Here is a 22,076-nt window from a genome sequence, read left to right on the forward strand (position 1 = left end):
ATGCCCCTCATGGGCCGCGCGCGCCCTGCTGTCAAGCAAGCGAACGGTTTGGCGGGGTTGGCATAGCGGGAAGTTGCGCAGATATCCCATCTGGCAGCGCCTCAATCACCACGAATGCCTGCGCCCATGGGTGATCATCGGTCAATGTAACGTGGATAACGGCATCATACCCTTTTGGGGTCATTTCATTGAGCCGCTCTTGCGCCCATCCTGTGACGTGCATCACGGGCTGGCCCGTTTCCAAATTCGTCACCGTCATATCGCGCCACGCAATCCCCATGCGCAGCCCCGTTCCCAGTGCCTTGGAACAGGCCTCTTTGGCGGCCCATCTTTTGGCGTAAACCGCAGCGGGGTTTTGCATGCGTTCGGCACGTTTTTGTTCATGTTCGGTGAACACGCGGTTGCGGAACCGATCACCAAACCGATCAAGCGCACGTTGGATGCGTTCGATATTTGCCAGATCCGTTCCGATCCCCAAAATCACGCGCGGGCCTCCTCCATCAGGCGGCGCATTTCACCGATGGCGGCAGACAACCCTGTAAACACCGCCTCGCCGATCAAGAAATGACCAATATTCAATTCGCGCACCTCTTTGATGGCCGCAATCGGGGTGACTGTCTCATAATTCAAGCCATGCCCCATATGCACCTCAAGGCCCAGATCAGCCGCCTGTTTCGCACCTGCGATCAAGCGGGAAAGTTCGGCTTTGTGGGCCTCCATCTCACCCTCGGCGTGGTAATCGCAATAGGCCCCCGTATGCAGTTCAATCACAGGCGCCCCAATGCGCGCGGCTGCCGCAATTTGCAGCGGGTCTGCGGCGATGAACATCGACACACGTATGCCTGCATCGCGCAAAGGCGCAATGAATTCCGCAAGGCGCGCCTCGTCCCCTGCCACATCAAGGCCACCTTCGGTGGTGCGTTCTTCGCGCCGCTCAGGAACGATACAGGCGGCATGTGGGCGATGAGACAGGGCGATTTTTTGCATCTCCGCGGTGGCGGCCATCTCGAAATTGAGCGGGGTTTTAATCGCCGCCATCAGCCCCGCGATATCTTCGTCCCGAATGTGACGGCGGTCTTCGCGCAAATGCGCTGTAATGCCATCAGCCCCCGCCGCTTCGGCTAAGAGGGCCGCCCGCACAGGATCAGGAAGCGCACCACCGCGCGCGTTTCGCAATGTTGCGACATGGTCAATATTGACACCCAGCCTAAGATCGCGGGTCATCTGGTGCCTCCCACCCATTGGACAATGAGTGCTAATCTAGCGTTTTGCGCCCGAAGTGCCAGCCTGTTCGCGGCGTTTCTCAATCTTCGCGCTGCGCTTGGCAATGCGGCGCTTTTGATACGCACGGATCAGGGGCACACTGATAAAATAGGCCAAGATTGATGATAAAATCCCCGGAATAATCGCCCCAATCATCCATGGGAAGAATGCCGTGTCATAGAAAATCTTGAGTTCATGCCAATGCGCGGGCGCACCTGAGAAGATCGACCACAGGTTATACAACAAATCACCCGCCGCCCCCCGAAACCGCGCAATCAACCCTGCATTCACATCACTGCGCATGGTTGAGCCAAGCATGAAATGCCCTGTTTCAAGCGAGATTATCGCAATCGGCACATAGGTCAGCGGGTTGCCGACAAAAGTCGCCAGAAGCGAAGCAATCACATTGCCCCGCAAAATCCATGCAAGCAGAGCTGCGATGAAAAAATGGAACCCAAAAAAGGGTGTAAAGACCGCAAATACACCAGCGGCAACACCGCGCCCAATCGATTCCGCCGATCCTGGTAGGCGGTTCAGACGATGGGTGACATATTGGAAGGCACGCATCCATCCGCCACGCGGATAGACCCATTCGGCCACAATCCGAAGCAAGGGTCGCTGATCCCTTCGCTTAAACACCACGGATTGTTCCTCTCCCTTACTCGCGTAGCTACACCCGCGCCGTGTCGGGTCTAAGGACGCCTTTCTACATCTCGATAACGGCCAAGCTTGGCGACATCGCTATCAGCCTCCAATGCCATCATCACCGCATGCAGATGTTCAGCATTCCTTACATCAACATCAATTAATAAACGAAAGAAGTCTGGCTTTCGGTCGATAAAATGTAAATCAGAGATATTGGCATTTTGCTCGCCAATCAATGTGCAGATTCTTCCCAAAACACCGTTAAAATTTGAAATCGTCACGTTGATCGTGACGTTATGCACCGCCGCGTGCCGACCTTCTGACCAATGCAGGTCAATCCAACGCTCGGGCGCGTTGTCGAATTCAGCCAAAGATTCGCAGTCAATCGCATGAACCATTGGCCCACGCCCGCGATAGGTGATTCCCACAATCCGTTCACCGGGCACAGGCTGGCAACATTGGGCACGCTGCACATCTGACCCCGAAGGCAAACCAATCACAGCCCGCTTTTGATCGACATCGACAAAATCACCACTGGTGGCGAGTTCTGGATAAAGCTTGGTCACCACATCGCGCGCCGAAATTTCAGCAGATCCGATCCGCGCCAAAACCTCGTCACCATCTTCGAGGCCAAGGGCCTTGGCGGCTGTATCCAAGGCCTTGGGGGTGGATTTCTTATTGGCATGCTCAAACGCCACCCGCGCCAATTCGCGCCCCAATTTGATATAACGCCCCCGATCCTCTTCGCGCAGGCGGCGGCGGATTGCGGCCTTGGCGCGACCTGTCACCACGATATCAATCCATGTGGCCTGCGGGCTTTGACCTTCGGCAGTTACAACCTCGACCGATTGGCCATTTTTCAGGCGTGTCCAAAGCGGCACGCGAATGCCATCAACCTTGGCCCCCACGCAAGAATGGCCAATGCGCGTGTGAATCGAATAGGCGAGATCCAACGGGGTCGCCCCACGCGGCAACTTCACAACATCCCCTTTAGGCGTGAAGCAGAACACTTGGTCGGAATACATTTCCAACTTCACGTGTTCGAGGAATTCATCATGATCCTCGGCCATCTCAAAGCGTTCTGTCAGCGTGGACAACCATTTTGCAGGATCAACCGCAAACGGGTTCGCCGCGCGCACCCCGTCTCGATAGGACCAATGCGCTGCGACACCAGATTCAGCAACTTCGTGCATCTGGCGCGTGCGGATTTGGATTTCAACACGCTTGCCATCTCGCCCTGAAACAGAGGTATGGATCGAACGATAGCCGTTCGACTTGGGCTGGCTGATGTAATCCTTGAATCTTCCCGGAACCGAACGCCATCTTTGATGGATCGCCCCTAAAACGCGATAGCATTCATCCTCTGTCTCAACGATGACGCGAAATCCGTAAATGTCAGACAAACGCGAAAACGCGAGGTCTTTTTCCTGCATTTTGCGCCAAATCGAAAAGGGCTTTTTGGCACGGCCATAGACATCGCCAGCAATGCCATGCTTGGCCAAAACGGCTTCGATATCATCGGTAATCTTTGGGATCACATCGCCCGATTCTTTCTGCAGGGTCAAAAAGCGGCGCATGATCGAATTGCGGGCTTCGGGATTGACCACGCGAAAGGCAAGGTCTTCCAACTCCTCGCGCATCCATTGCATCCCCATACGGCCTGCAAGCGGCGCGTAGATATCCATTGTCTCGCGCGATTTTTGCAGCTGCTTTTCGGCGCGCATATAGCGGATGGTGCGCATATTGTGCAATCGGTCGGCCAGTTTCACGAGGATCACGCGCAGATCCTTGGACATGGCCATGAACAATTTGCGAAAGTTCTCAGCCTGCTTTGATTCGCGATTGGACAGCTGCAAATTAGTCAGCTTGGTCACGCCATCGACCAATTCCGCAACATCCGTCCCAAAACGGCTTTCCAGTTCGGAATAGGTGCCCTTGGTATCTTCGATCGTGTCATGCAGCAGCGCCGTTGCGATTGTGGCATCGTCCAGCCGCATCTCGGTCAGGATCGCGGCCACCGCAACAGGGTGGGTGAAATAGGCCTCACCCGATTGGCGCATTTGCCCCTGATGCATATCCTGCGCATAGGAATAGGCCCCCCGCAGGAGGGCCTCATTGCATTTTGGATTGTAGTTTCGGACAAGGCTGATCAGATCATCGGCATCGAGAAGGCCGCTTCGATCTGATCCATTTCCGTCCATAAATCGCCTGAATTAGTTCTGCCCCTGCGCTTCAAGCAGGGCACGCAACATCTGTTCTTCGGTCATGTCATCCGCTTGTGGACGATCCTGATCGGCGCTTTGCAGCAATGTCATCGTGTCTTCTTCAGGCTCATCAACCTCAATCTGGGTTTGATGCGATTCAATGAAACGCTCACGCAGGCCATCTGCTGATTGTGTCTCTTCTGCAATCTCGCGCAACGCAACGACAGGATTCTTGTCATTGTCGCGATCCACAGTAAGCGGCGAGCCAGACGCCATTTCGCGGGCGCGATGTGCAGCAAGCATCACCAATTCAAAGCGGTTGGGAACCTTGTCTACGCAATCTTCTACCGTCACGCGGGCCATACTAAACTCTCCAAGGCTGGTTAAAGGAGGGGCGCAAGGCTCGTAAATAGGCAGACCGCCCCCGAAATACAAGTGCAAAAGACCGCGCACGCCCTCACAGTGGATTGATCTCACGACACTCTTCGGGCGGCAATTTTGCGCGCAATTCAGAAACCGTTTCGCCAAGGATCGGGTGACACCAATTTGGGGCAACATCACAGAGCGGGATTAAAACAAAGCCGCGCTCAGCCATGCGGGGGTGGGGTAAAATCAATTGATCAGGCGCGCGCGATTGCGCCTCTTTTGTCGAAAGATTGGCCCAAACTTGCCATGTGTCTGGATCTGGCAAAACCAAATTGCCGAGGCCTAAAAGATCTAAATCCAACCCACGCGGGGCCCAGCGTTGCAGACGGCTGCGGCCAAAATCAGCCTCTATGGCATGCAGCTTTTCCAGCAGCAAATTTGGGCCTAACGGCCAGTCAAAGGAGATCGCTGCATTCACAAAATCAGGGCCAGAACCTGCAGGAAATGCAGGGGTTCGATAGAGTTGGCTCAATTTGAAATCGCCACCACCCTGCGCGGTCACATAGTCCCGCAACTGTGCAATCGCACGATCCAAAACCACGCGCGGCGCCTGCCCCTCGACAGGTAGATTTGAGCCAAGCGCTACAAGTGCTTTGCGCGGCTCCGGATTAGAAAGGAAAGCTTGCGCCAAATGATTTATTCCCTATTTTACTCTGCATTGCTGATCGTGATATTTTGACGAATTATTCAAGGCCGCGATTGGTCTGTTTATTATAAGGTCTTTCAAATGTTTTATCGTGATGAGCGCCTCGCGCTCTTTATTGACGGCTCAAATCTTTATGCGGCAGCCAAGGCTTTGGCTTTTGATATCGACTATAAACTCTTACGCCAAGAATTCATGCAACGCGGAAAACTTCTTCGCGCATTTTACTATACGGCCCTTCTTGAGAATGACGAATATTCCCCGATTCGCCCTCTGGTGGATTGGTTGAACTACAACGGGTTCACCATGGTGACGAAAGCCGCCAAGGAATTCACAGATGCGCAAGGGCGGCGCAAGATCAAAGGGAATATGGATATTGATTTGGCGGTCGATGCGATGGAAATCGCAGACCATGTCGATCATATCGTGCTGTTTTCTGGCGATGGCGATTTTCGTCCGCTTGTGGCTGCCATCCAACGCAAGGGCGTTCGGGTTTCGGTTGTGTCCACCATCCGCTCGAACCCACCTATGATTGCCGATGACCTAAGGCGGCAGGCGGACAATTTCATTGAATTGGACGAGTTAAAAGACGCAGTAGGACGCCCCCCGCGCGAAAATGGCGGTGAGGATGACTTTGAGGAAAGCTATTAAGGCGCCCCGCACACAGCACCGCGCCCCTCTTCCTCCCCCACCAGATAGAGCGACAACATCTTCGACAAATCCCCCAAGCGCACAGGCTTGGTCAGATAGGCATCCATGCCGACATAAATCCCCTTGTGGCGGTCATGGCCAACGGCGTCAGCCGTGATGGCGATTATAGGGATTTTTGAGAACCCTGACGCACTTTCACGCGCCCGAATTTCGCGGGCCATTTCAAAACCATTCATCGTGGGCGTGTGACAATCGGTGAGGATCAGATCGAAACAGTCTTGATCCAGCGCTGCAAGCGCCTCGCGCCCATTGATGCGCAGGAAATGTGGCATGTGTGAGGCGTTTGCGCCGATGCCGTTTAGGCAGAAACGCTAGACGGCGGGGCCACAAAGACTTAACTGTGGGGTGATCGGAGAGATACTATGCAAAAACCGCCCCTCACCCTCTATTTGGCCGCGCCGCGCGGATTTTGCGCAGGTGTAGATCGCGCAATTAAAATCGTGGAAATGGCTCTCGAGAAATGGGGCGCACCCGTCTTTGTGCGCCATGAAATCGTGCATAACAAATTCGTGGTGGATGCCCTACGCGAAAAGGGCGCAGTTTTTGTCGAAGAATTGGACGAGTGCCCAAATGATCGACCCGTGATTTTTTCTGCCCATGGGGTGCCCAAATCTGTTCCCGCAACCGCAGAGCGGCGGCAGATGATATATGTTGATGCAACCTGCCCGCTTGTGTCCAAAGTGCATATCGAGGCGGCGCGGCATCATGAGGCGGGGTTGCAGATCGTGATGATCGGCCACGCGGGCCATCCGGAAACGATTGGCACTATGGGCCAATTGCCCGAAGGCGAAGTCGTCTTGGTTGAAACAGTAGCGGATGTGGCGGCCCTCACGGTGCGCGACCCCCTGAAACTGGCCTTTGTGACGCAAACCACCCTTTCGATTGATGACACCGCCGATGTTGTTGCGGCCCTCAAGACACGGTTCCCTGCGATTATCGGCCCGCACAAAGAAGACATTTGCTACGCCACCACCAACCGCCAAGAGGCCGTCAAGGCGATGGCGGTCAAGGCAGATGCCATGCTTGTCGTGGGCGCACCCAATTCCTCAAATTCAAAACGCTTGGTCGAGGTGGGGGCAAAAATGGGCTGCAACTATGCGCAGCTTGTGCAACGGGCGACTGATATTGACTGGCGCGCGCTTGAGGGGATTACCAGCCTTGGTCTGACGGCGGGCGCATCTGCGCCAGAGCTATTGGTCAATGAGGTGATTGATGCCGTGCGGGCGCGCTATGATGTGACAGTCGAACAGGTTGAGACTGCCGTGGAAAATGTTGAGTTCAAAGTGCCGCGCATCCTACGTGAACCTGCCTAACCATCGCCCATGGATCCGCTTTACCCATTTGTTTTTGCAGGGCTGTTTTCGCCTGGGCCAAATGTTATCCTCTTGACCACATCAGGCGCGCTGTTTGGGTTTCGCGCGACCATTCCGCATATTTTCGGTGTCGCCGCAGGGGTGGGGGTGATTGCTGCTGCCTCAAGCTTAGGTGTCAGCGCGATTTTATTGGCCTATCCAGTGGCTGCCGTAGTGATGAAAATAGCCGCAGCATCTTGGATCCTTTATATGGCATCCACCCTATGGCGGGCCAAACCGGCAGATCCTAAGGCGCGACAGGTCGCAAAGCCGTTTACCTTTCTTCAGGCTGTGATGTTTCAATGGGTCAATCCCAAGGTTTGGGCCGTTAGCCTTGCCGCTGCTGCGGGCTTTGGCGCGGGTGGCACGCTTTTGACAGAAGCCTTGCGCCTTTCGTCCGCCTTTTCAGGAATTAATCTTTTTGTCTGTCTGTTTTGGGCAGCAGCAGGAACGGCCTTGGCGCGGCTTCTGACCACGCCGCGTGCATGGAATATTTTTCGCAAAACCATGGCAAGCGCCCTCGCGCTGACAGCCGCAATGGTCTTTATGTGAGCCCCGCCCTATATTGCGCCACAGGGTCAGGCTGCGACCCAATCAACCAATCAGGCCCGATGCAATGTTCCGATTTTTCGAAACACTGGTAGATCCCTATACGCCCTACGCCGATGAGGATACGCCCCCCAATCGACTCTGGCCGTTTTTGCGCGGCTATGCGCAACCCTTCAAACGGGTGTTCATCGCAGCCGCCTTTATGTCGATGGTGGTCGCTTCGATTGAATTGGGGCTGATCGTCTATTTGGGGCGCGTTGTTGATCTGCTATCAGTCAGTAGTCCCGCAGAACTGTTTGCAAATCACGGGCTCGAGCTTGGCTTAGTCGCGCTCTTTGTGGTGCTAGTCCGCCCTTTGATGCAGCTTTTGGATGTGGGGCTTTTGAACAATGCGATCCTGCCGAATTTCGGCACGCTGATCCGTTGGCGGGCACATCGGCATGTTTTACGTCAATCGGTCGGATGGTTCGAAAATGATTTTGCGGGCCGTATCGCAGGGCGGATTATGCAAACCCCGCCCGCCGCAGGCGATGCGGTGTTTCAGATTTTTGACGCCATCACATTTTCAATCGCCTATTTCATCGGCGCGGTGATCCTACTGACCCAGTCAGACCCACGGCTTGCCGTGCCCTTGGTGATTTGGTGCGGGCTCTATGGGCTGTTGGTGCGCTGGACAATCCGCAATGTCACCCCCGCCTCCAAGGCCAGTTCAGATGCGCGATCCATGACAACTGGACGGGTCGTTGACAGCTATACCAACATCCACTCGGTCAAGCTTTTCGCGCATACAACACGCGAACTGGACTATGCCCACGAGGCGATTGAGCATACGCGCCAAACATTCGCCCGCGAGATGCGGATATTCACGATAATGGACGTCACGCTATTGACCTTGAATGGACTTTTGATTGTGTCCGTTGTCGGTTGGTCGGTCTGGTTGTGGTATACGGGAACGGCGACTGTGGGCGTTGTGGCGGCGGCAGCCGCCCTCACCTTACAACTCAATGCAATGACGGGCTGGATCATGTGGGCTCTCTCAAGCCTATTCCGAGAATTGGGGGTGGTGATGGAGGGGATGGAGACCATCGCCCAACCGATCACATTGCGTGACCGCCAAAACGCATCCGCGCTCAAATTCGAGAAAGGATTGATCGAATTTGATGCGGTCAGTCACCATTATGGGCGCGGCGCGGGTGGCTTAGATCGCCTCAATTTATCCATCCAGCCCGGCGAAAAGGTCGGGCTTGTCGGGCGCTCTGGCGCTGGGAAATCGACCCTCGTTAAACTTTTGCTACGATTTTATGATTGCGAAGGCGGCGTAATCCGCATTGATGGCCAAAATATTGCCGATGTGACCCAAGACAGCCTGCGCGCCACAATCGGCGTTGTGCAGCAAGACAGCAGCCTGTTGCACCGCTCCGTGCGCGACAACATCGCCTATGGCCGCCCCGATACAAGTGATGCTGACGTAATCCGCGCCGCAGAACGCGCCGAGGCCTTAGGGTTCATCCATGATCTAGAAGACCCAGAGGGCCGCACAGGGTTTGAGGCCCATGTTGGCGAACGCGGGGTGAAACTTTCAGGCGGACAAAGACAGCGCATTGCGCTTGCGCGGGTGGTTCTGAAAGATGCGCCGATTTTAATTTTAGACGAGGCCACAAGCGCGCTTGATAGCGAGATTGAAGCGAGCATCCAAAACACGCTGAGCGACCTGATGGCAGGCAAAACCGTGATTGCGATTGCGCATAGACTGTCGACCATTGCGCAGATGGATCGCATCATCGTTTTAGATGAAGGCCACATCATCGAAGATGGCCCACATGAGGTGCTTTTGGCAAAGGGCGGGCTCTATGCTTCGCTGTGGAACCGCCAATCGGGCGGCTTTCTTAATCCAGACGGAGGTTCCGCGTGAGCGAAGAAACCCTCACCATCACCCGCCTCGGACATCGCGGCGATGGCATTGCACAGAACGCGGGCGGAGGCCAAATCCTTGTCCCCCTTACCCTGCCTGACGAGGTGGTGCGCGGCGTGGTAAACGAAGGTCAATTGGACGGGGCCAAAATTGTGACCCCTTCCCCCGCGCGGGTAAAACCTGTCTGCGCGCATTATAAATCCTGTGGCGGGTGCAGCCTGCAACATGCCTCGGACACATTTGTCAGTGCGTGGAAGGCAGACCAAATTGCAATTGCGCTTGCCGCGCACGGGATCACAACTGATATCCGCGCAACCCTAACTTCGCCTGCGCACTCACGCAGGCGCGCCACCTTTGCCGCGCGGCGTACAAAATCGGGGACGATGGTAGGATTTCATGCCCGAAAATCGGACGTCCTTGTGCCGATCGGCGAATGTCACCTTTTGCCCGATGAGATGGTGGCCACGCTGCCCGTATTGGCCGAGATCGCCCGTTTGGGGGGATCGCGCAGTGCGGTTTTGGGCTTTAGCCTAACCCAGTCCGAAATCGGGCTTGACCTCCACGTGACGGGCGGCAAGCCCTTGGATCATGCGCTGCGGGTTGAATTGCCAAAATTCCGCACCGAATTTCTGCGCCTGACATGGGGGGATGAGGTCGTCTTTATGGAAACCTCACCCTATCACCAAATGGGGCACGCGCGGGTCACCCCACCCGCAGGTGCATTTTTGCAAGCCACCAAAGCGGGCGAAGCAGCGCTTTTGGCCACTGCACGCAGCGCGATTTCGGGGGCCACACGCATCATTGACCTTTTTGCGGGATGTGGAACCTTTACCTTTCCACTGGCCGAAACAGCGCCCGTGCACGCAGTCGAAGGCAGCGCCGATATGGTCAAGAGCTTGCAAAACGCCGCCCGCTATGCGGACGGATTAAAGCCCATTACCGCCGAAACCCGCGACCTGTTTCGCCGCCCCGTTTTAAGTGACGAATTAGCCAAATATGACGCGGTGGTCATCGACCCGCCCCGTGCAGGCGCACAGGCACAGGTGCATGAATTGGCGAAAACCGACATCCCCCAGATTGCATTTCTATCCTGCAACCCGATCAGTTTTGCACGTGACGCAAAAACCCTCTTTGACGCAGGTTATTGCCTTGAATGGGTGCAGCCCATCGACCAATTCCGTTGGTCGCCGCATATAGAACTTGCCGCCCGCTTTATCCGACCCCTTATGACGCGGTAACGCGCTCAAGGATGGCTGCTATGACCCGTGATTTTACGACCACGCGACAGATACTTGCCGATTGGCTAGACCGCCCTCACATCCGCCAATTCATCATCGGCGTGATCATTTTTAACGCCATTCTTTTGGGCCTTGAGACACCGCCCGAAGTTATGGGCACGGCGGGCACCATTATCCTGACATTGGACTGGATTTGCCTTGCGATTTTCGTGATCGAAATTGCGCTGAAACTGGTGGCCCATGGCGCGCGGTTTTTCCGCTCGGGATGGAACGTTTTTGATTTCTTGATTGTTGGGATCGCGCTGATGCCCGCCACCCACGGGCTGTCAGTTCTGCGCGCCTTGCGCATCTTGCGGGTATTGCGGGTCATCTCAGCCGCGCCACGATTGCGCCGCGTGGTCGAGGGGTTTGTGACCGCCCTGCCAGGAATGGGCAGCGTGTTCTTGCTGATGGGGATCATCTTTTACATCGGTGCCGTGATGGCAACCAAACTGTTCGGGGCATCTTTCCCCGAATGGTTCGGCACGCTTGGCGCGTCTTTCTATTCCCTGTTCCAAATCATGACGTTGGAAAGTTGGTCCATGGGCATCGTGCGCCCCGTGATGGATGTTTATCCTTATGCGTGGCTGTTCTTTGTGCCTTTCATCATGGTCACGACCTTTGCGGTGGTAAACCTGCTGGTTGGCCTGATCGTCAATTCCATGCAAGACGCTCATGCCGAAGAAAGCAATGCCGCCACAGATGCCTATCGTGATGAGGTGCTAGACCGACTGCGCAAGATTGAGGAGCGGTTGGGGAAGTAGGCGTTTAAGCCCGCTTCCCCAAAACATCTACGCCCAAGGTCACGAAAACCTTGGTCACGATATCCTCGGCATTCATGCCTGCCACCGCATACATGTCGCGCGGGCTGGCTTGGTCGATGAAAATGTCGGGCAGCACCATGGAGCGGTATTTGATCCCCCGATCAAACACGCCCGTTTCCGCCAGATGATGCGCGACATGGCTGCCAAAGCCGCCAATCGCCCCTTCTTCAATGGTGATCAGCGCCTCGTGATGACGGGCGAGTTGGTCGATCAAATCTGTATCCAACGGTTTGGCAAAACGCGCGTCAGCAATCGTGGGCGTGATCCCTTTCTGGGCCAAAATCTCCGCAGCTTCGCGCACTTCTTTCAGGCGGGTGCCAAAGTTCAAGAGAGCCACGCGATTGCCGTCCGCGATCATCCGCCCCTTGCCGATTTCAAGCGCCTGACCGCGTGCAGGTAACTCGACCCCAACACCTTCGCCGCGCGGAAAGCGGAAGGCAGACGGGCGATCCCCAATCTCTAGGGCGGTGCGCACCATATGCACCAATTCCGCTTCATCGGCAGCCGCCATCACCACGAAATCGGGCAAATTTGCCAGATAGGCGATGTCAAAACTGCCCGCATGGGTGGCGCCATCGGCACCAACAAGCCCCGCGCGATCAATCGCAAAGCGCACAGGCAGACGTTGTATGGCCACGTCATGCACAACTTGATCATAGCCGCGTTGCAAGAAGGTCGAATAAAGCGCGCAGAAGGGTTTCAACCCACCCGCCGCCATACCAGCCGAAAAGGTCACCGCATGCTGTTCGGCAATGCCCACATCAAAACAGCGTTCGGGAAAGCGTTCTGCAAATAGGTTCAGGCCTGTTCCGTCTGGCATCGCCGCAGTGATAGCCGTCACCAACGGATCCTCGGCGGCCTCGGCAATCAGGGCATCTGCAAAGACACGCGTATATGAGGGCGCGTTTGAGGGCGCTTTGTGTTGCTTGCCCGTGACCACATCGAAGCGCGCGGTGGCGTGGCCGCGATCTGGGCGATCTTCGGCATAGCCTTTGCCCTTCTTGGTGATCGCATGAATGAGCATCGGCCCATCCGCCCGCGCCTTGACGGTGCGCAAAACCGCAAGCAGCTGATCCATATCATGTCCATCAATCGGGCCGATATAATCAAAGCCCAATTCTTCGAACAAGGTGCCGCCGACTGTCGCGGATTTCAGAAGTTCTTTCGCGCGGCGCGCCCCGTGTTGGAACGGCTCGGGCAAAAGCGATACTGCGCCCTTGGCGGCGGCTTTGAATTCCTGAAACGGCGCGCCTGCATAAAGGCGGGACAAATAAGCCGACATCGCACCTGTTGGCGGCGCAATCGACATTTCATTGTCGTTGAGGATCACAATCAACCGCTTTTTCAGATGGCCCGCATTGTTCAGGGCCTCATAGGCCATGCCTGCGGAAATCGAACCATCACCGATAATCGCAATCGCATCTCCCAAACCTGTCTCGCAGGCAGCGCTTAAATCGCGCGCAACGGCAAAGCCGAGCGCCGCAGAAATAGAGGTGGAACTATGCGCAGCGCCAAATGGGTCATAGGGCGACTCGCTGCGTTTCGTGAAACCTGACAAGCCACCCTTTTGGCGCAGACTGCGGATAAGATCCCGCCGCCCTGTCAAAATCTTATGCGGATAACATTGGTGGCTGACATCCCAAATGATCTTGTCACGCGGGGCGTCAAATACGGCGTGAAGTGCCACGGTCAACTCAACCACACCCAGACCAGCCCCCAAATGCCCACCCGTCTCAGAGACAGCCGAAATCGTCTCGGCGCGCAATTCATCGGCCAAGCGAGTCAGATCATGATCAGAAAACCGCTGCAAATCGCGCGGCGTGGTCACTTGATCCAAAAGCGGTGTTTTAGGTCTATCTGTCATCGGCCCTCCAGTGGTCGCCATATAGCCATGACAGGGGCCAAGGGCAACGGATCACGCCTATCTGTCGCGGGCAATGATGAATCGGGCAAGGTCGCGCAGGCTTTGGGCTTTATCCCCGAATGGTGCGAGGGCCGTTTCCGCCTCAGCGACCAAGCGCGCTGCCTCAGCCTTGGCACCGTCTAGCCCCAGAAGCGTGACAAAGGTCGCTTTACCCGCATCGGCATCTTTGCGCAGGGCCTTACCTGCCTTGCTGCTGTCACCCTCCACATCCAAAATGTCATCGGCAATCTGAAAGGCGAGGCCAATTACACGGGCATATGCCCTCAGCGGCGCAGGATCTTGGCCCGCTATGATCGCTGCGGCATGGGCGGGCCATTCCAACAGCGCGCCCGTTTTATTGCTTTGCAATTCCGTGATTTGCTCAAGGGTCAAGGGGGACGCAGCGGTTTCTGCAGCAATGTCCTGCGCCTGCCCTAAAACCATACCGCGCGCACCTGCGGCTTCAGCCAAGGTCGACACCAATTTGATCCGCACCTCCGCGGCCCCAAGATTAGGATCAGCCAAAAGCGTGAATGCAAAACTTTGCAGCGCATCCCCCGCGAGAACCGCAATCGCCTCGTTCCATTTCTTGTGAACAGTGGGCTGACCGCGGCGCAGGTCGTCATCGTCCATGCAAGGCAGATCATCGTGGATCAGACTATAGGCGTGGATGGCCTCAACCGCACCCGCCGCAGGAAGCGCGGAGGCCGCAGGAATGCCATATAGCGCCGATGCCTCAAGCACCAAAAACCCACGCAAACCCTTGCCACCCTGCAACGCATAGCCCATCGCCGCAGCAACATCACCTGAGCCATATTGTGCAAGCGCCTCGGTCAAGAACGCAGCAATGACGCGGGACTGGGTACTGAGGCGGGTTTGAAACTCAATAGGGGCCAAAGGCGCTCAAAGCCCCTCAACTGGGGTGCTGCCCGTTGGCGCGCCTGTGCCATCTAGGGTGATTTTGGAGACTTTTTCTTCGGCCTCTTTGAGCTTGGCCTCACAGCGTGCGCGCAGCGCAGCCCCCCGTTCATAGAGCGCGATAGATTGGTCAAGTGGCACATCCCCACGCTCAAGCTTGGCCACGACTTCCTCTAGGGCGCGCAAGGCGTCTTCAAAACTCATCTGCGCAAGGTCGTTGTCATCTGTCATTTCGAAGCTTCCATCAATTCTGTGACATGGGCCGCAACACTGCGCCCCAGTGAGGGCAGATCATAACCACCCTCTAGCGCCGAGACCACCCGCCCCGCGCATTGGGTTTCGGCAAATGCGCAAATTTCTCGCGTCAGCCATGCAAAATCCGTTTCATCCCAATTTAGATTGGCCAATGGATCGGCCTGATGCGCGTCAAAACCTGCGGAAATCAGGATAAGGTCAGGCGCAAATTCAACCAATCGCGGAAATACATCGCGAAGATAGACCTGTTGCATCAAGGCCCCGTCTGAATTGGGTGGAAGGGGCACATTCAGGATATTACCCGCCACGCCACGTTCGCCACGCGCCCCCGATCCTGGATAAAGCGGCATCTGGTGTGACGAGACAAACAAAGCGCGGGTTTCATCCCACAGCAAATCTTGCGTGCCATTGCCGTGATGCACATCGAAATCTATCACGGCCACCCGTTCGGCCCCCGCCCGCTCGAGTGCATGTTTGGCCCCAATCGCCACTGACCCAAAGAGACAAAACCCCATGGCTGTTGCAGTTTCGGCGTGATGTCCAGGTGGCCGCGTGAGGACGAATGCGTTTTTGGCGCGGCCCTCCATCACGGCATCTATTGCTGCGATCATACCCCCTACACCCGAAAGCGCGGCCTGCCATGACGCGGGCGACAAAAAGGTATCGCCATCAAGCGCAACTTGCCCTTGCGTGGGCAAAGCCCCTTTTAGTTGATCAATATAAGCTTGGGGGTGGCACAATCGCAGATCTTCTTCCGTGGCCAATGGGGCCGCGTGGCGTTCAAGCCCCACGAAATCTACGCTATCCAAATGGGCCTTTATGGCCGCAATGCGCGCCACCTGTTCGGGATGGCCCTCTAGCGTAAGATGATCTTGCGCAAATGGGTTTTCAAATAGCCATGTCGCCATCAGTCAGGCACCAACATATAGCCCGCGCCGCGGACAGTTTGCAGATAACGGGGTTGTTTCGGGTCAGCTTCAATCTTGCGGCGTAGACGGGTGATTTGCACATCAATCGCGCGCTCTTGCGCAGGGGCGCCGCCTGCCATCTTGTCACGGCCCAATTCTTCGACCAACTGCTGACGGGTCACAGAACTGTTCACATGGGTTGCAAAGATCCGCATCAATGCGGCCTCGGTTGCAGTCAGGCGAAAAGGCTGATCACCCTGCCACAACTCGCCACGATCAATGTCAAAGCGCATGGCACCAAGATGCAGCAATTTGGGCAGGTTTTGGCTGGCTTCGGGTTGCGGCATACGGCGCAGGATCGCGCCGATACGCAATAGCAATTCCTTGGGCTCAAAGGGTTTTGGCAAATAATCATCTGCCCCCGCCTCAAAACCTGCAATACGATCTTGCGCCTCGCCCTTGGCCGTCAAAAGCAAGATTGGGCAATCCATCGTTTTGCGCAAATCTTGTGTCAGGGTAATACCATCCTCACCCGGCATCATCACATCAAGCACAATCAAATCGAAATCCAACCCCTGCAACAGGCGGCGGGCTTGCGCAGCATCGCGCGCAACACTGGCCAGAAACCCGTTGTGGATCAGAAATTTCTGCAACAGCCCGCGGATGCGTTCATCATCATCCACGATCAGGATATGCGGGTTGGTGTCTGCCATTTTAGGTATCCAAACCTGCTTGGAAATGGCGCAGCATCTCAGGATCCATCATCTGCTCAAGGACAGCACGAAATCCTGCCACGGCCTCTGGCCCCGCATTGCGATAGGCCGCGCGCATGCGGTTGCGCTGCGCCTCTGACAATTCGCGTTCAAGCTTGGCGCCTGTTTCGGTGAGATAAAGATGCCGTTCGCGCTTATCCTGCACCCCAACGCGGCTTTCGACCAAACCATCAGCGATCAGACTCCGCAGAACGCGATTGAGGGACTGCTTGGTCACGCCCAGAATATTCAGCAGGTTATTGACTGTCGTTCCAGGGGTGCGGTTGATGAAATGGATGGCACGATGATGGGCGCGACCATATTCGTAATTTTGTAAAATACGATCAGGATCAGCGGTAAATCCCCGATAGGCGAAGAACATAGCCTCAATCCCGCGGCGCAGCTGCTCATCCGTCAAAAAGAGCAAGCTTTCGCCCGTGCCGATAGGGTTATTGACTGCACGTTCTGCCATCTTCATCTCCCGCATCTTTTTGGGTCTTTGGCATCGGAACCAAGGAACACTTCACAGTTTATGTCAGCCTTGTTGACTTTCCAAGAATCAATTGTTACCGAATTGCCAGTTTTGCGAAATATTATGTCCGAAACGGCCGTATTTTGCACAACATTTGCAAACTGGCGCAGATATGCGCCCTGAAGGAAAGATGGGATTGGAAAGATGAGCGGCACCTACGATAACCGCGATGGGAAAATCTGGCTGGATGGGGCTTTGGTCGATTGGCGCGAGGCCAATGTGCATATTCTGACCCATGCGATGCATTATGCATCTTCCGTCTTTGAGGGCGAGCGCGCCTATGGTGGCAAAATTTTCCTCAGCCGCGCTCATTCCGAACGGCTGCATTTTTCCGCAGGCCAATTGGACTTCGAAATTCCATTTACTGTTGACCAAATTGAGGCAGCCAAGGCCGAGGTTCTCGCGGCCAATGGCCTGAGCGATGCCTATGTACGCGCGGTTGCGTGGCGCGGCGCGGGTGAGGATATGGGTGTCTCCTCTCGCCGTAACCCCGTTCGTTTGGCCATCGCGGCATGGGGCTGGGGCAATTACTATGGGGATGCAAAAACCAAAGGCGCCAAACTTGATATAGCGCGTTGGAAACGCCCCTCGCCCGAAACGGCGCCAAGCCATGCCAAGGCCGCAGGCCTGTATATGATCTGCACAATGTCTAAGCATGAGGCCGAGGCCAAAGGCTGCTCGGATGCCATGATGTTTGATTATCGCGGCTATGTCGCCGAGGCGACAGGCGCAAATATCTTCTTCGTCAAAGATGGCGAAGTGCATACGCCAAAGCCAGATTGCTTCCTCAATGGCCTAACCCGCCAGACAGTTATCGGTATGTTGAACGATCGCCAAATCAAGGTGCATGAGCGTCATATCATGCCGGAAGAATTGGAAGGGTTTGAACAATGCTGGCTGACGGGAACCGCCGCAGAAGTCACTCCAGTGGGTCAGATTGGCAGCTATAATTTCGAGGTTGGCGCCCTGACGCGGGACATCTCGGACGCCTACGAAAAACTGGTTCGCGCCTAAGCGACACGCATCACGGCCCGCAAGATCAGCTGACCTTGCGGGCCTTTTTATGATCTCCCTTGCATTTCTTAGAATTCATGCCACCATCAGGCTATGGTGATGCTTACTCAATCCTTTGGCGCTTCCCATATTCCCGAAAAGGTCGCCTTTGATCGTGGCGAATTATCGGCGATCCTGTCGATTTATGGCCGCATGGTGGCTGCAGGTGAATGGCGCGATTATGGAATGTCGCTGCTGAGTGATGTTGCGATTTTCTCAGTTTTCCGCCGCACCGCCGAACACCCCATTTATCGGATTGAAAAGCGCCCCAAATTGGCAGGCAAGCAGGGAATGTATTCCGTGATTGGGATGGACGGGCGCATTCTCAAGCGCGGGCATGATCTGCGCAATGTGCTGCGCGTGCTAGAGCGCAAATTGATCCGCGCCGTAGACGATTAATACCCCGTCATTCTATCAAAACATGTTTGCGCGCGGTGATCTCGCCGCCGCCAGACGTGCGAATGCGCGCCTCGGCATGGGCAAGCGGCTCATAGGCCACCGCCATGTGATGGGCATTTGCGTGCAACAGCATCTCTTCATCGGCCATGATCCCGACATGGCCCCTCCAAAACACCAAATCCCCGCGGCGCAGTGGTGCATCCTCGGGCAAAAGCGCGCCGAGCGCTGCCTCTTGTTGGTCACTGTCCCGTGGACAGTCTTGACCACAGGCGCGCATCGCCAATTGGATCAGGCCAGAGCAATCAATGCCCCATCGGCTGCTGCCGCCCCAAAGATAGGGGGTTCCAAGGAATAGATCAGCCACGCCCACCGTATCCGAAAACCGCGCCGTTAAGGGGCGCAGGTGGGATTTTGGAACATGATGCCCCGTCTGGATGCGATGAAAGCTTTCACCCTCTTTCGCAGGCTCAACCACGTTCACACGTGCGCCGAAAAAGATCGACACATCGGGCGACGATTTTACATCGGGGCGCGGATAGAGATGGGTTGCGGGGGCGGTGACCCAATGGGTGACGGGCGTTTCTGCCGCAAGGGCCTGCAATAAAATATAACCTACTTGGCCGTCCCGCTCTGCTTGACCAAAAACTTGCCCATCGCGCGTTTCAAGCGCCAAAAACCGCTCGCCAAAAAACAATTGGCTCGCCCGCGTGCCCTTTGGTTCGGTCATGATATTGGCCAACGGTTGCTGCACCGTCATCCATGTGCCGTCCAAGAATTCATCCGCCATAACCTGACCTTGCAACGCCCGAAGCGCCACCCGTCCATTGCTTGCCGTGATCCGTGGATCGCTTGCCATGTCTTAAACCCCTTCAGACAGCACCGCGTATAGCGCACGAATGCCCTGACCCAAACCCCCTTTTGGGCGCGCAGGTGCATCACTTTGCTGCCAAGCAAAAATATCGAAGTGACAATAGCGCGCGGCGCCTTGGGTGAAGCGGCGCAAAAACAAGGCCGCCGTAATCGACCCCGCCATGCCCCCAGAGGGCGCGTTATCCAGATCGGCAATGCCCGGTTCAATCATAGCCTCATAAGGGGCGTGAAAGGGCATACGCCAAACAGGGTCGAACTGATCAGGGCTTTTGGCAGTAATCTGCGCGGCAAGACCCTCATCATCTGTGTAAAATGGCGCAAGGTCTGGCCCCACTGCGACCCGCGCAGCGCCAGTTAATGTTGCCATAGAAATCATAAGATCAGGGGCGCCTTCAGCCCCAAGCGCCAAGGCGTCAGCCAAGACCAGCCGCCCCTCTGCATCGGTATTATTGATCTCGACCGTCATGCCGTTGCGGGCGGTCAAAATATCACTTGGCCGGAAGGCCGAACCATCAACGGCATTTTCAACTGCAGGGATCAAAACCCGCAACCGCAGCTTCAGACCTGCATCCATGATCATCTGAGCAAGGCCCAAAACATTGGCAGCCCCCCCCATATCCTTTTTCATCGTGCCCATGGATGATCCAGGTTTCAGGTTCAAACCGCCTGTGTCAAAACACACGCCCTTGCCCACCAAGGTGATTTGCGGCCCGCCTTCGCCCCAAGTCATATCAATCAAACGAGGCGCGCGGGGACTGGCCCGACCGACCGCATGGATCATCGGGAAATTCTGCGCCAATAGATCGTCCCCAAGGATCACGGAAATCTTTGCGTTATAGCGCGCCGCCAACTCGCGGGCGGCCCCCTCCAATTCTTCGGGGCCCATGTCTTGCGCAGGGGTGTTGACCAGATCACGCACCATGGCCTCGGCTTGGGCGAGCCGTTCGAAATGCGGGGCATCTATGCCCGCAAGCGCCACCAAGGCCGCCTCGCGACCCGATTTTTTACGATAGCGGTCAAACCGATATCCCGCCAATAAATACCCCAGTGCAATTTCTTCGCGAAGGTTTTGCGGGTGGCCCTCCAATGAGGCTGAGGCCACCTCATAAAGACCTTTTGGCAAATCAGAAATCGCGGCACCTGCAGCGAACCGTTTCCTGATCCGATCAGCGGACGTTCCTACCCCCAACAAAACGGCGGCAACTCCACCCGCCTCATTGGGCAGAAGACAGGTTTTGCCCAGTGCCCCGCTAAAGCCATGGGTCACGGCCCATTGCCGTAAGGCAGCGCCCAACTGAGCCAAAGCTGCATCAGCCCCATCGGCGCTGATCACGTGAACAGGGATTGCGTCCGTATCAGGAAATTCATCTGGGCGGGCAAATCGCAGCGCGTGGGACATTCCGTCATTCCTTTGAGGTCAGGGCAATATCGCTGCACCGCAAAGTAACAACACCATCCCGCGCCGCAAGGGCGATCACACGCTCATATCCTCAATATCGTAAATCGCATAGACAGATCGCTCACCCACACGGCGTAAACGGGCCAAAGTCGCGCCGATTGCGGCCATATCTTGGCGCGCCATCACGATATGAACATCGCGCGCCACCCGCGCCAAGGTCGCCATACCGATCTTGTTGGCAGAGTCGGCAATCTCAGCAACAATCTTTTTCCGTTCAAGCGTGCTGTCGACACAGTCAATCTGCGCGAGCGCGATCATGATACGCTCAAGCCCCACAGCCACTTCATATTCTACTTGCGTCTCGCCAATATCGCGACAAAGCCGCTCTAACCTGTCGGGATCAAACCGCGCAGGTTCTTCAAAACGCAAGACGGTCACCACATCCGTCATTTTCCCATCCCACCATGCGCTGCATGTGGTCACAGGGTGATATTTGGGGGTGAAGAAAAGGTTGATTTGAGGCAGGAATGAAAAGACAGTTTATAGAAAAATATCAGAGATTGTGATCAAGTGCTCTGAAGGGACGTTATGGATGCACCGCATTAAATCACTGCCAAGTTATTTGCTTGAACGCTATCAGGATTGGAAAGTGAAATCCTTTCCTGAGAACCGTGATTGGTTTCGCAAATTGGCAACCGAAGGGCAGAATCCAAAGGCCATGGTCATAGCCTGCTGCGACAGCCGCGTTGCTGTGACATCCGTGTTTGGACAACGCACAGGTGAATTATTCATTCACCGCAACATCGCCAATCTGGTGCCCCCTTTTACCCCTGACGGGCAGCATCACGGCACCGCTGCCGCGGTCGAGTTTGCAATCAAGAACCTCAAAATCGAGCATCTCATCATCATGGGCCATTCCAATTGCGGCGGCGTGCGGGGGTGTATTGATATGTGCCAAGGCCGCGCCCCCGATTTGGAAAAGAAAGAAAGCTTTGTGGGCCGTTGGTTGGATGTTTTGCGGCCAGGATTTGAGAGGGTCAAAGATATCACCCCGCCTGAGGTTCAACAAACCATGCTTGAAAAAGAGGGGATACAAGTCTCGCTTGAAAACCTGATGAGCTATCCCGTGGTGGCCGAGGCTGTAGGTTCAAAAAACCTGACCTTGCATGGGATTTGGGCCGATATCGCGGAGATGGAGATCGAGAGCTATGACGGCACATTGCGCCATTTTGTCAAAGTCTGAACTTTACCACTTGGCCCCGCTTCGTTAGGCAACGCTGA

25 protein-coding genes are annotated in these 22,076 nt (G+C 55.7%); 9 read left to right on the plus strand and 16 right to left on the minus strand.

Features of this window, described 5'->3' with window-relative positions:
* Positions 1–31: 31 nt before the first annotated feature.
* The 6 genes from acpS to folK form a co-directional block, all read right to left on the minus strand.
* Positions 32–484 (minus strand): holo-ACP synthase, encoded by a 453-nt coding sequence (gene acpS / locus AAC636_RS00215; RefSeq protein WP_340299942.1) that lies wholly within the window; start codon positions 482–484, stop codon positions 32–34.
* A complete protein-coding gene (locus AAC636_RS00220; RefSeq protein WP_340243714.1) occupies positions 481–1,224 on the minus strand; it encodes a pyridoxine 5'-phosphate synthase in 744 nt (247 codons plus the stop codon). The genes acpS and AAC636_RS00220 overlap by 4 nt, the downstream gene beginning before the upstream one ends.
* A gap of 36 nt (positions 1,225–1,260) precedes the next feature.
* Complete coding sequence (locus tag AAC636_RS00225) at positions 1,261–1,902, minus strand: DUF2062 domain-containing protein (RefSeq protein WP_340299943.1); 642 nt, start codon at positions 1,900–1,902, stop codon at positions 1,261–1,263.
* A 53-nt stretch (positions 1,903–1,955) separates the two neighbouring features.
* Positions 1,956–4,109: a RelA/SpoT family protein gene (locus AAC636_RS00230; protein ID WP_340299944.1), complete on the minus strand. Its 2,154-nt coding sequence runs from the start codon at positions 4,107–4,109 to the stop codon at positions 1,956–1,958.
* Positions 4,110–4,121: 12 nt separating this feature from the next.
* Positions 4,122–4,475, minus strand: a complete 354-nt coding sequence (gene rpoZ / locus AAC636_RS00235) for a DNA-directed RNA polymerase subunit omega (protein ID WP_213675507.1) — start codon at positions 4,473–4,475, stop codon at positions 4,122–4,124.
* A gap of 94 nt (positions 4,476–4,569) precedes the next feature.
* Complete coding sequence (gene folK / locus AAC636_RS00240; protein ID WP_340299945.1) at positions 4,570–5,169, minus strand: 2-amino-4-hydroxy-6-hydroxymethyldihydropteridine diphosphokinase; 600 nt, start codon at positions 5,167–5,169, stop codon at positions 4,570–4,572.
* Positions 5,170–5,265: 96 nt separating this feature from the next.
* On the opposite strand from folK, the gene AAC636_RS00245 reads away from it, so the two are divergent.
* Positions 5,266–5,832 (plus strand): LabA-like NYN domain-containing protein, encoded by a 567-nt coding sequence (locus tag AAC636_RS00245; protein ID WP_317657259.1) that lies wholly within the window; start codon positions 5,266–5,268, stop codon positions 5,830–5,832.
* Here AAC636_RS00245 and AAC636_RS00250 read toward each other — a convergent pair.
* A complete protein-coding gene (locus tag AAC636_RS00250; protein WP_340299946.1) occupies positions 5,829–6,164 on the minus strand; it encodes a response regulator in 336 nt (111 codons plus the stop codon). The genes AAC636_RS00245 and AAC636_RS00250 overlap by 4 nt on opposite strands.
* A gap of 90 nt (positions 6,165–6,254) precedes the next feature.
* Between AAC636_RS00250 and ispH the strand changes: the two genes are divergently transcribed.
* The 5 genes from ispH to AAC636_RS00275 all read left to right on the plus strand — a co-directional run bounded on the left by ispH (position 6,255) and on the right by AAC636_RS00275 (position 11,746).
* Complete coding sequence (gene ispH / locus AAC636_RS00255) at positions 6,255–7,205, plus strand: 4-hydroxy-3-methylbut-2-enyl diphosphate reductase (RefSeq protein WP_340298292.1); 951 nt, start codon at positions 6,255–6,257, stop codon at positions 7,203–7,205.
* A gap of 9 nt (positions 7,206–7,214) precedes the next feature.
* Entirely contained in the window at positions 7,215–7,796 is a 582-nt protein-coding gene (locus tag AAC636_RS00260; RefSeq protein WP_340299947.1) for a LysE family translocator, read from the plus strand.
* A gap of 64 nt (positions 7,797–7,860) precedes the next feature.
* Positions 7,861–9,705, plus strand: a complete 1,845-nt coding sequence (locus AAC636_RS00265; protein WP_340299948.1) for an ABC transporter ATP-binding protein — start codon at positions 7,861–7,863, stop codon at positions 9,703–9,705.
* Positions 9,702–10,943, plus strand: coding sequence for a class I SAM-dependent RNA methyltransferase (locus AAC636_RS00270; RefSeq protein WP_340299949.1), 1,242 nt, complete (start codon positions 9,702–9,704; stop codon positions 10,941–10,943). The genes AAC636_RS00265 and AAC636_RS00270 overlap by 4 nt, the downstream gene beginning before the upstream one ends.
* 20 nt (positions 10,944–10,963) lie before the next feature.
* On the plus strand, positions 10,964–11,746 hold the full coding sequence (locus AAC636_RS00275) for an ion transporter (RefSeq protein WP_340299950.1): 783 nt from the start codon (positions 10,964–10,966) through the stop codon (positions 11,744–11,746).
* 4 nt (positions 11,747–11,750) lie between these two features.
* Here AAC636_RS00275 and dxs read toward each other — a convergent pair whose 3' ends face one another.
* From dxs to AAC636_RS00305, 6 genes are read right to left on the minus strand one after another with little or no spacing between them, the layout of a single operon-like run.
* Positions 11,751–13,670 carry a 1-deoxy-D-xylulose-5-phosphate synthase gene (gene dxs / locus AAC636_RS00280; protein ID WP_340299951.1) on the minus strand — a complete coding sequence of 640 codons (1,920 nt, stop codon included), beginning with the start codon at positions 13,668–13,670 and terminating at the stop codon, positions 11,751–11,753.
* A 57-nt stretch (positions 13,671–13,727) separates the two neighbouring features.
* Positions 13,728–14,597: a polyprenyl synthetase family protein gene (locus tag AAC636_RS00285; RefSeq protein WP_445322548.1), complete on the minus strand. Its 870-nt coding sequence runs from the start codon at positions 14,595–14,597 to the stop codon at positions 13,728–13,730.
* Positions 14,598–14,612: 15 nt separating this feature from the next.
* Positions 14,613–14,858 carry an exodeoxyribonuclease VII small subunit gene (locus tag AAC636_RS00290; protein ID WP_317657251.1) on the minus strand — a complete coding sequence of 82 codons (246 nt, stop codon included), beginning with the start codon at positions 14,856–14,858 and terminating at the stop codon, positions 14,613–14,615.
* Positions 14,855–15,790: a histone deacetylase family protein gene (locus AAC636_RS00295; protein ID WP_340299952.1), complete on the minus strand. Its 936-nt coding sequence runs from the start codon at positions 15,788–15,790 to the stop codon at positions 14,855–14,857. The genes AAC636_RS00290 and AAC636_RS00295 overlap by 4 nt, the downstream gene beginning before the upstream one ends.
* On the minus strand, positions 15,790–16,503 hold the full coding sequence (locus AAC636_RS00300; RefSeq protein WP_340299953.1) for a response regulator: 714 nt from the start codon (positions 16,501–16,503) through the stop codon (positions 15,790–15,792). The genes AAC636_RS00295 and AAC636_RS00300 overlap by 1 nt, the downstream gene beginning before the upstream one ends.
* 1 nt (position 16,504) lies before the next feature.
* A complete protein-coding gene (locus AAC636_RS00305; protein WP_317657248.1) occupies positions 16,505–17,014 on the minus strand; it encodes a MarR family winged helix-turn-helix transcriptional regulator in 510 nt (169 codons plus the stop codon).
* 204 nt (positions 17,015–17,218) lie between these two features.
* Between AAC636_RS00305 and AAC636_RS00310 the strand changes: the two genes are divergently transcribed.
* Both AAC636_RS00310 and AAC636_RS00315 read left to right on the plus strand, forming a co-directional pair.
* Entirely contained in the window at positions 17,219–18,088 is an 870-nt protein-coding gene (locus AAC636_RS00310) for a branched-chain amino acid aminotransferase (RefSeq protein WP_340243737.1), read from the plus strand.
* Positions 18,089–18,187: 99 nt separating this feature from the next.
* A complete protein-coding gene (locus tag AAC636_RS00315) occupies positions 18,188–18,526 on the plus strand; it encodes a DUF2794 domain-containing protein (protein ID WP_340299954.1) in 339 nt (112 codons plus the stop codon).
* 7 nt (positions 18,527–18,533) lie between these two features.
* Here the strand turns inward: AAC636_RS00315 and AAC636_RS00320 are convergent, their stop codons facing one another.
* The 3 genes from AAC636_RS00320 to AAC636_RS00330 form a co-directional block, all read right to left on the minus strand.
* Positions 18,534–19,382 (minus strand): C40 family peptidase, encoded by an 849-nt coding sequence (locus AAC636_RS00320; RefSeq protein ID WP_340299955.1) that lies wholly within the window; start codon positions 19,380–19,382, stop codon positions 18,534–18,536.
* A gap of 3 nt (positions 19,383–19,385) precedes the next feature.
* On the minus strand, positions 19,386–20,795 hold the full coding sequence (locus tag AAC636_RS00325; RefSeq protein ID WP_340299956.1) for a leucyl aminopeptidase family protein: 1,410 nt from the start codon (positions 20,793–20,795) through the stop codon (positions 19,386–19,388).
* 75 nt (positions 20,796–20,870) lie between these two features.
* Positions 20,871–21,245, minus strand: coding sequence for a hypothetical protein (locus AAC636_RS00330; protein WP_340299957.1), 375 nt, complete (start codon positions 21,243–21,245; stop codon positions 20,871–20,873).
* A gap of 142 nt (positions 21,246–21,387) precedes the next feature.
* On the opposite strand from AAC636_RS00330, the gene AAC636_RS00335 reads away from it, so the two are divergent.
* Positions 21,388–22,038: a carbonic anhydrase gene (locus AAC636_RS00335; protein WP_340299958.1), complete on the plus strand. Its 651-nt coding sequence runs from the start codon at positions 21,388–21,390 to the stop codon at positions 22,036–22,038.
* The last annotated feature ends 38 nt before the right edge of the window (positions 22,039–22,076 follow it).

Origin of the sequence: Roseobacter sp. HKCCD5988, from assembly GCF_037830355.1 — a bacterium.
Taxonomy (GTDB): Bacteria; Pseudomonadota; Alphaproteobacteria; order Rhodobacterales; family Rhodobacteraceae; genus M30B80.

Bases quoted from the DNA above. Each gene is read 5' to 3' on its own strand.
- AAC636_RS00315 (WP_340299954.1), top strand. From the start codon at position 18,188: ATGCTTACTCAATCCTTTGGCGCTTCCCATATTCCCGAAAAGGTCGCC.
- AAC636_RS00295 (WP_340299952.1), bottom strand. From the start codon at position 15,790: ATGGCGACATGGCTATTTGAAAACCCATTTGCGCAAGATCATCTTACG.
- AAC636_RS00245 (WP_317657259.1), top strand. From the start codon at position 5,266: ATGTTTTATCGTGATGAGCGCCTCGCGCTCTTTATTGACGGCTCAAAT.
- AAC636_RS00305 (WP_317657248.1), bottom strand. From the start codon at position 17,014: ATGGCAGAACGTGCAGTCAATAACCCTATCGGCACGGGCGAAAGCTTG.
- AAC636_RS00320 (WP_340299955.1), bottom strand. From the start codon at position 19,382: ATGGCAAGCGATCCACGGATCACGGCAAGCAATGGACGGGTGGCGCTT.
- AAC636_RS00220 (WP_340243714.1), bottom strand. From the start codon at position 1,224: ATGACCCGCGATCTTAGGCTGGGTGTCAATATTGACCATGTCGCAACA.
- AAC636_RS00290 (WP_317657251.1), bottom strand. From the start codon at position 14,858: ATGACAGATGACAACGACCTTGCGCAGATGAGTTTTGAAGACGCCTTG.
- dxs (WP_340299951.1), bottom strand. From the start codon at position 13,670: ATGACAGATAGACCTAAAACACCGCTTTTGGATCAAGTGACCACGCCG.
- AAC636_RS00330 (WP_340299957.1), bottom strand. From the start codon at position 21,245: ATGACGGATGTGGTGACCGTCTTGCGTTTTGAAGAACCTGCGCGGTTT.
- AAC636_RS00230 (WP_340299944.1), bottom strand. From the start codon at position 4,109: ATGGACGGAAATGGATCAGATCGAAGCGGCCTTCTCGATGCCGATGAT.
- AAC636_RS00300 (WP_340299953.1), bottom strand. From the start codon at position 16,503: ATGGCAGACACCAACCCGCATATCCTGATCGTGGATGATGATGAACGC.
- AAC636_RS00275 (WP_340299950.1), top strand. From the start codon at position 10,964: ATGACCCGTGATTTTACGACCACGCGACAGATACTTGCCGATTGGCTA.
- AAC636_RS00250 (WP_340299946.1), bottom strand. From the start codon at position 6,164: ATGCCACATTTCCTGCGCATCAATGGGCGCGAGGCGCTTGCAGCGCTG.
- AAC636_RS00310 (WP_340243737.1), top strand. From the start codon at position 17,219: ATGAGCGGCACCTACGATAACCGCGATGGGAAAATCTGGCTGGATGGG.
- AAC636_RS00265 (WP_340299948.1), top strand. From the start codon at position 7,861: ATGTTCCGATTTTTCGAAACACTGGTAGATCCCTATACGCCCTACGCC.
- AAC636_RS00335 (WP_340299958.1), top strand. From the start codon at position 21,388: ATGCACCGCATTAAATCACTGCCAAGTTATTTGCTTGAACGCTATCAG.
- AAC636_RS00260 (WP_340299947.1), top strand. From the start codon at position 7,215: ATGGATCCGCTTTACCCATTTGTTTTTGCAGGGCTGTTTTCGCCTGGG.
- rpoZ (WP_213675507.1), bottom strand. From the start codon at position 4,475: ATGGCCCGCGTGACGGTAGAAGATTGCGTAGACAAGGTTCCCAACCGC.
- ispH (WP_340298292.1), top strand. From the start codon at position 6,255: ATGCAAAAACCGCCCCTCACCCTCTATTTGGCCGCGCCGCGCGGATTT.
- AAC636_RS00325 (WP_340299956.1), bottom strand. From the start codon at position 20,795: ATGTCCCACGCGCTGCGATTTGCCCGCCCAGATGAATTTCCTGATACG.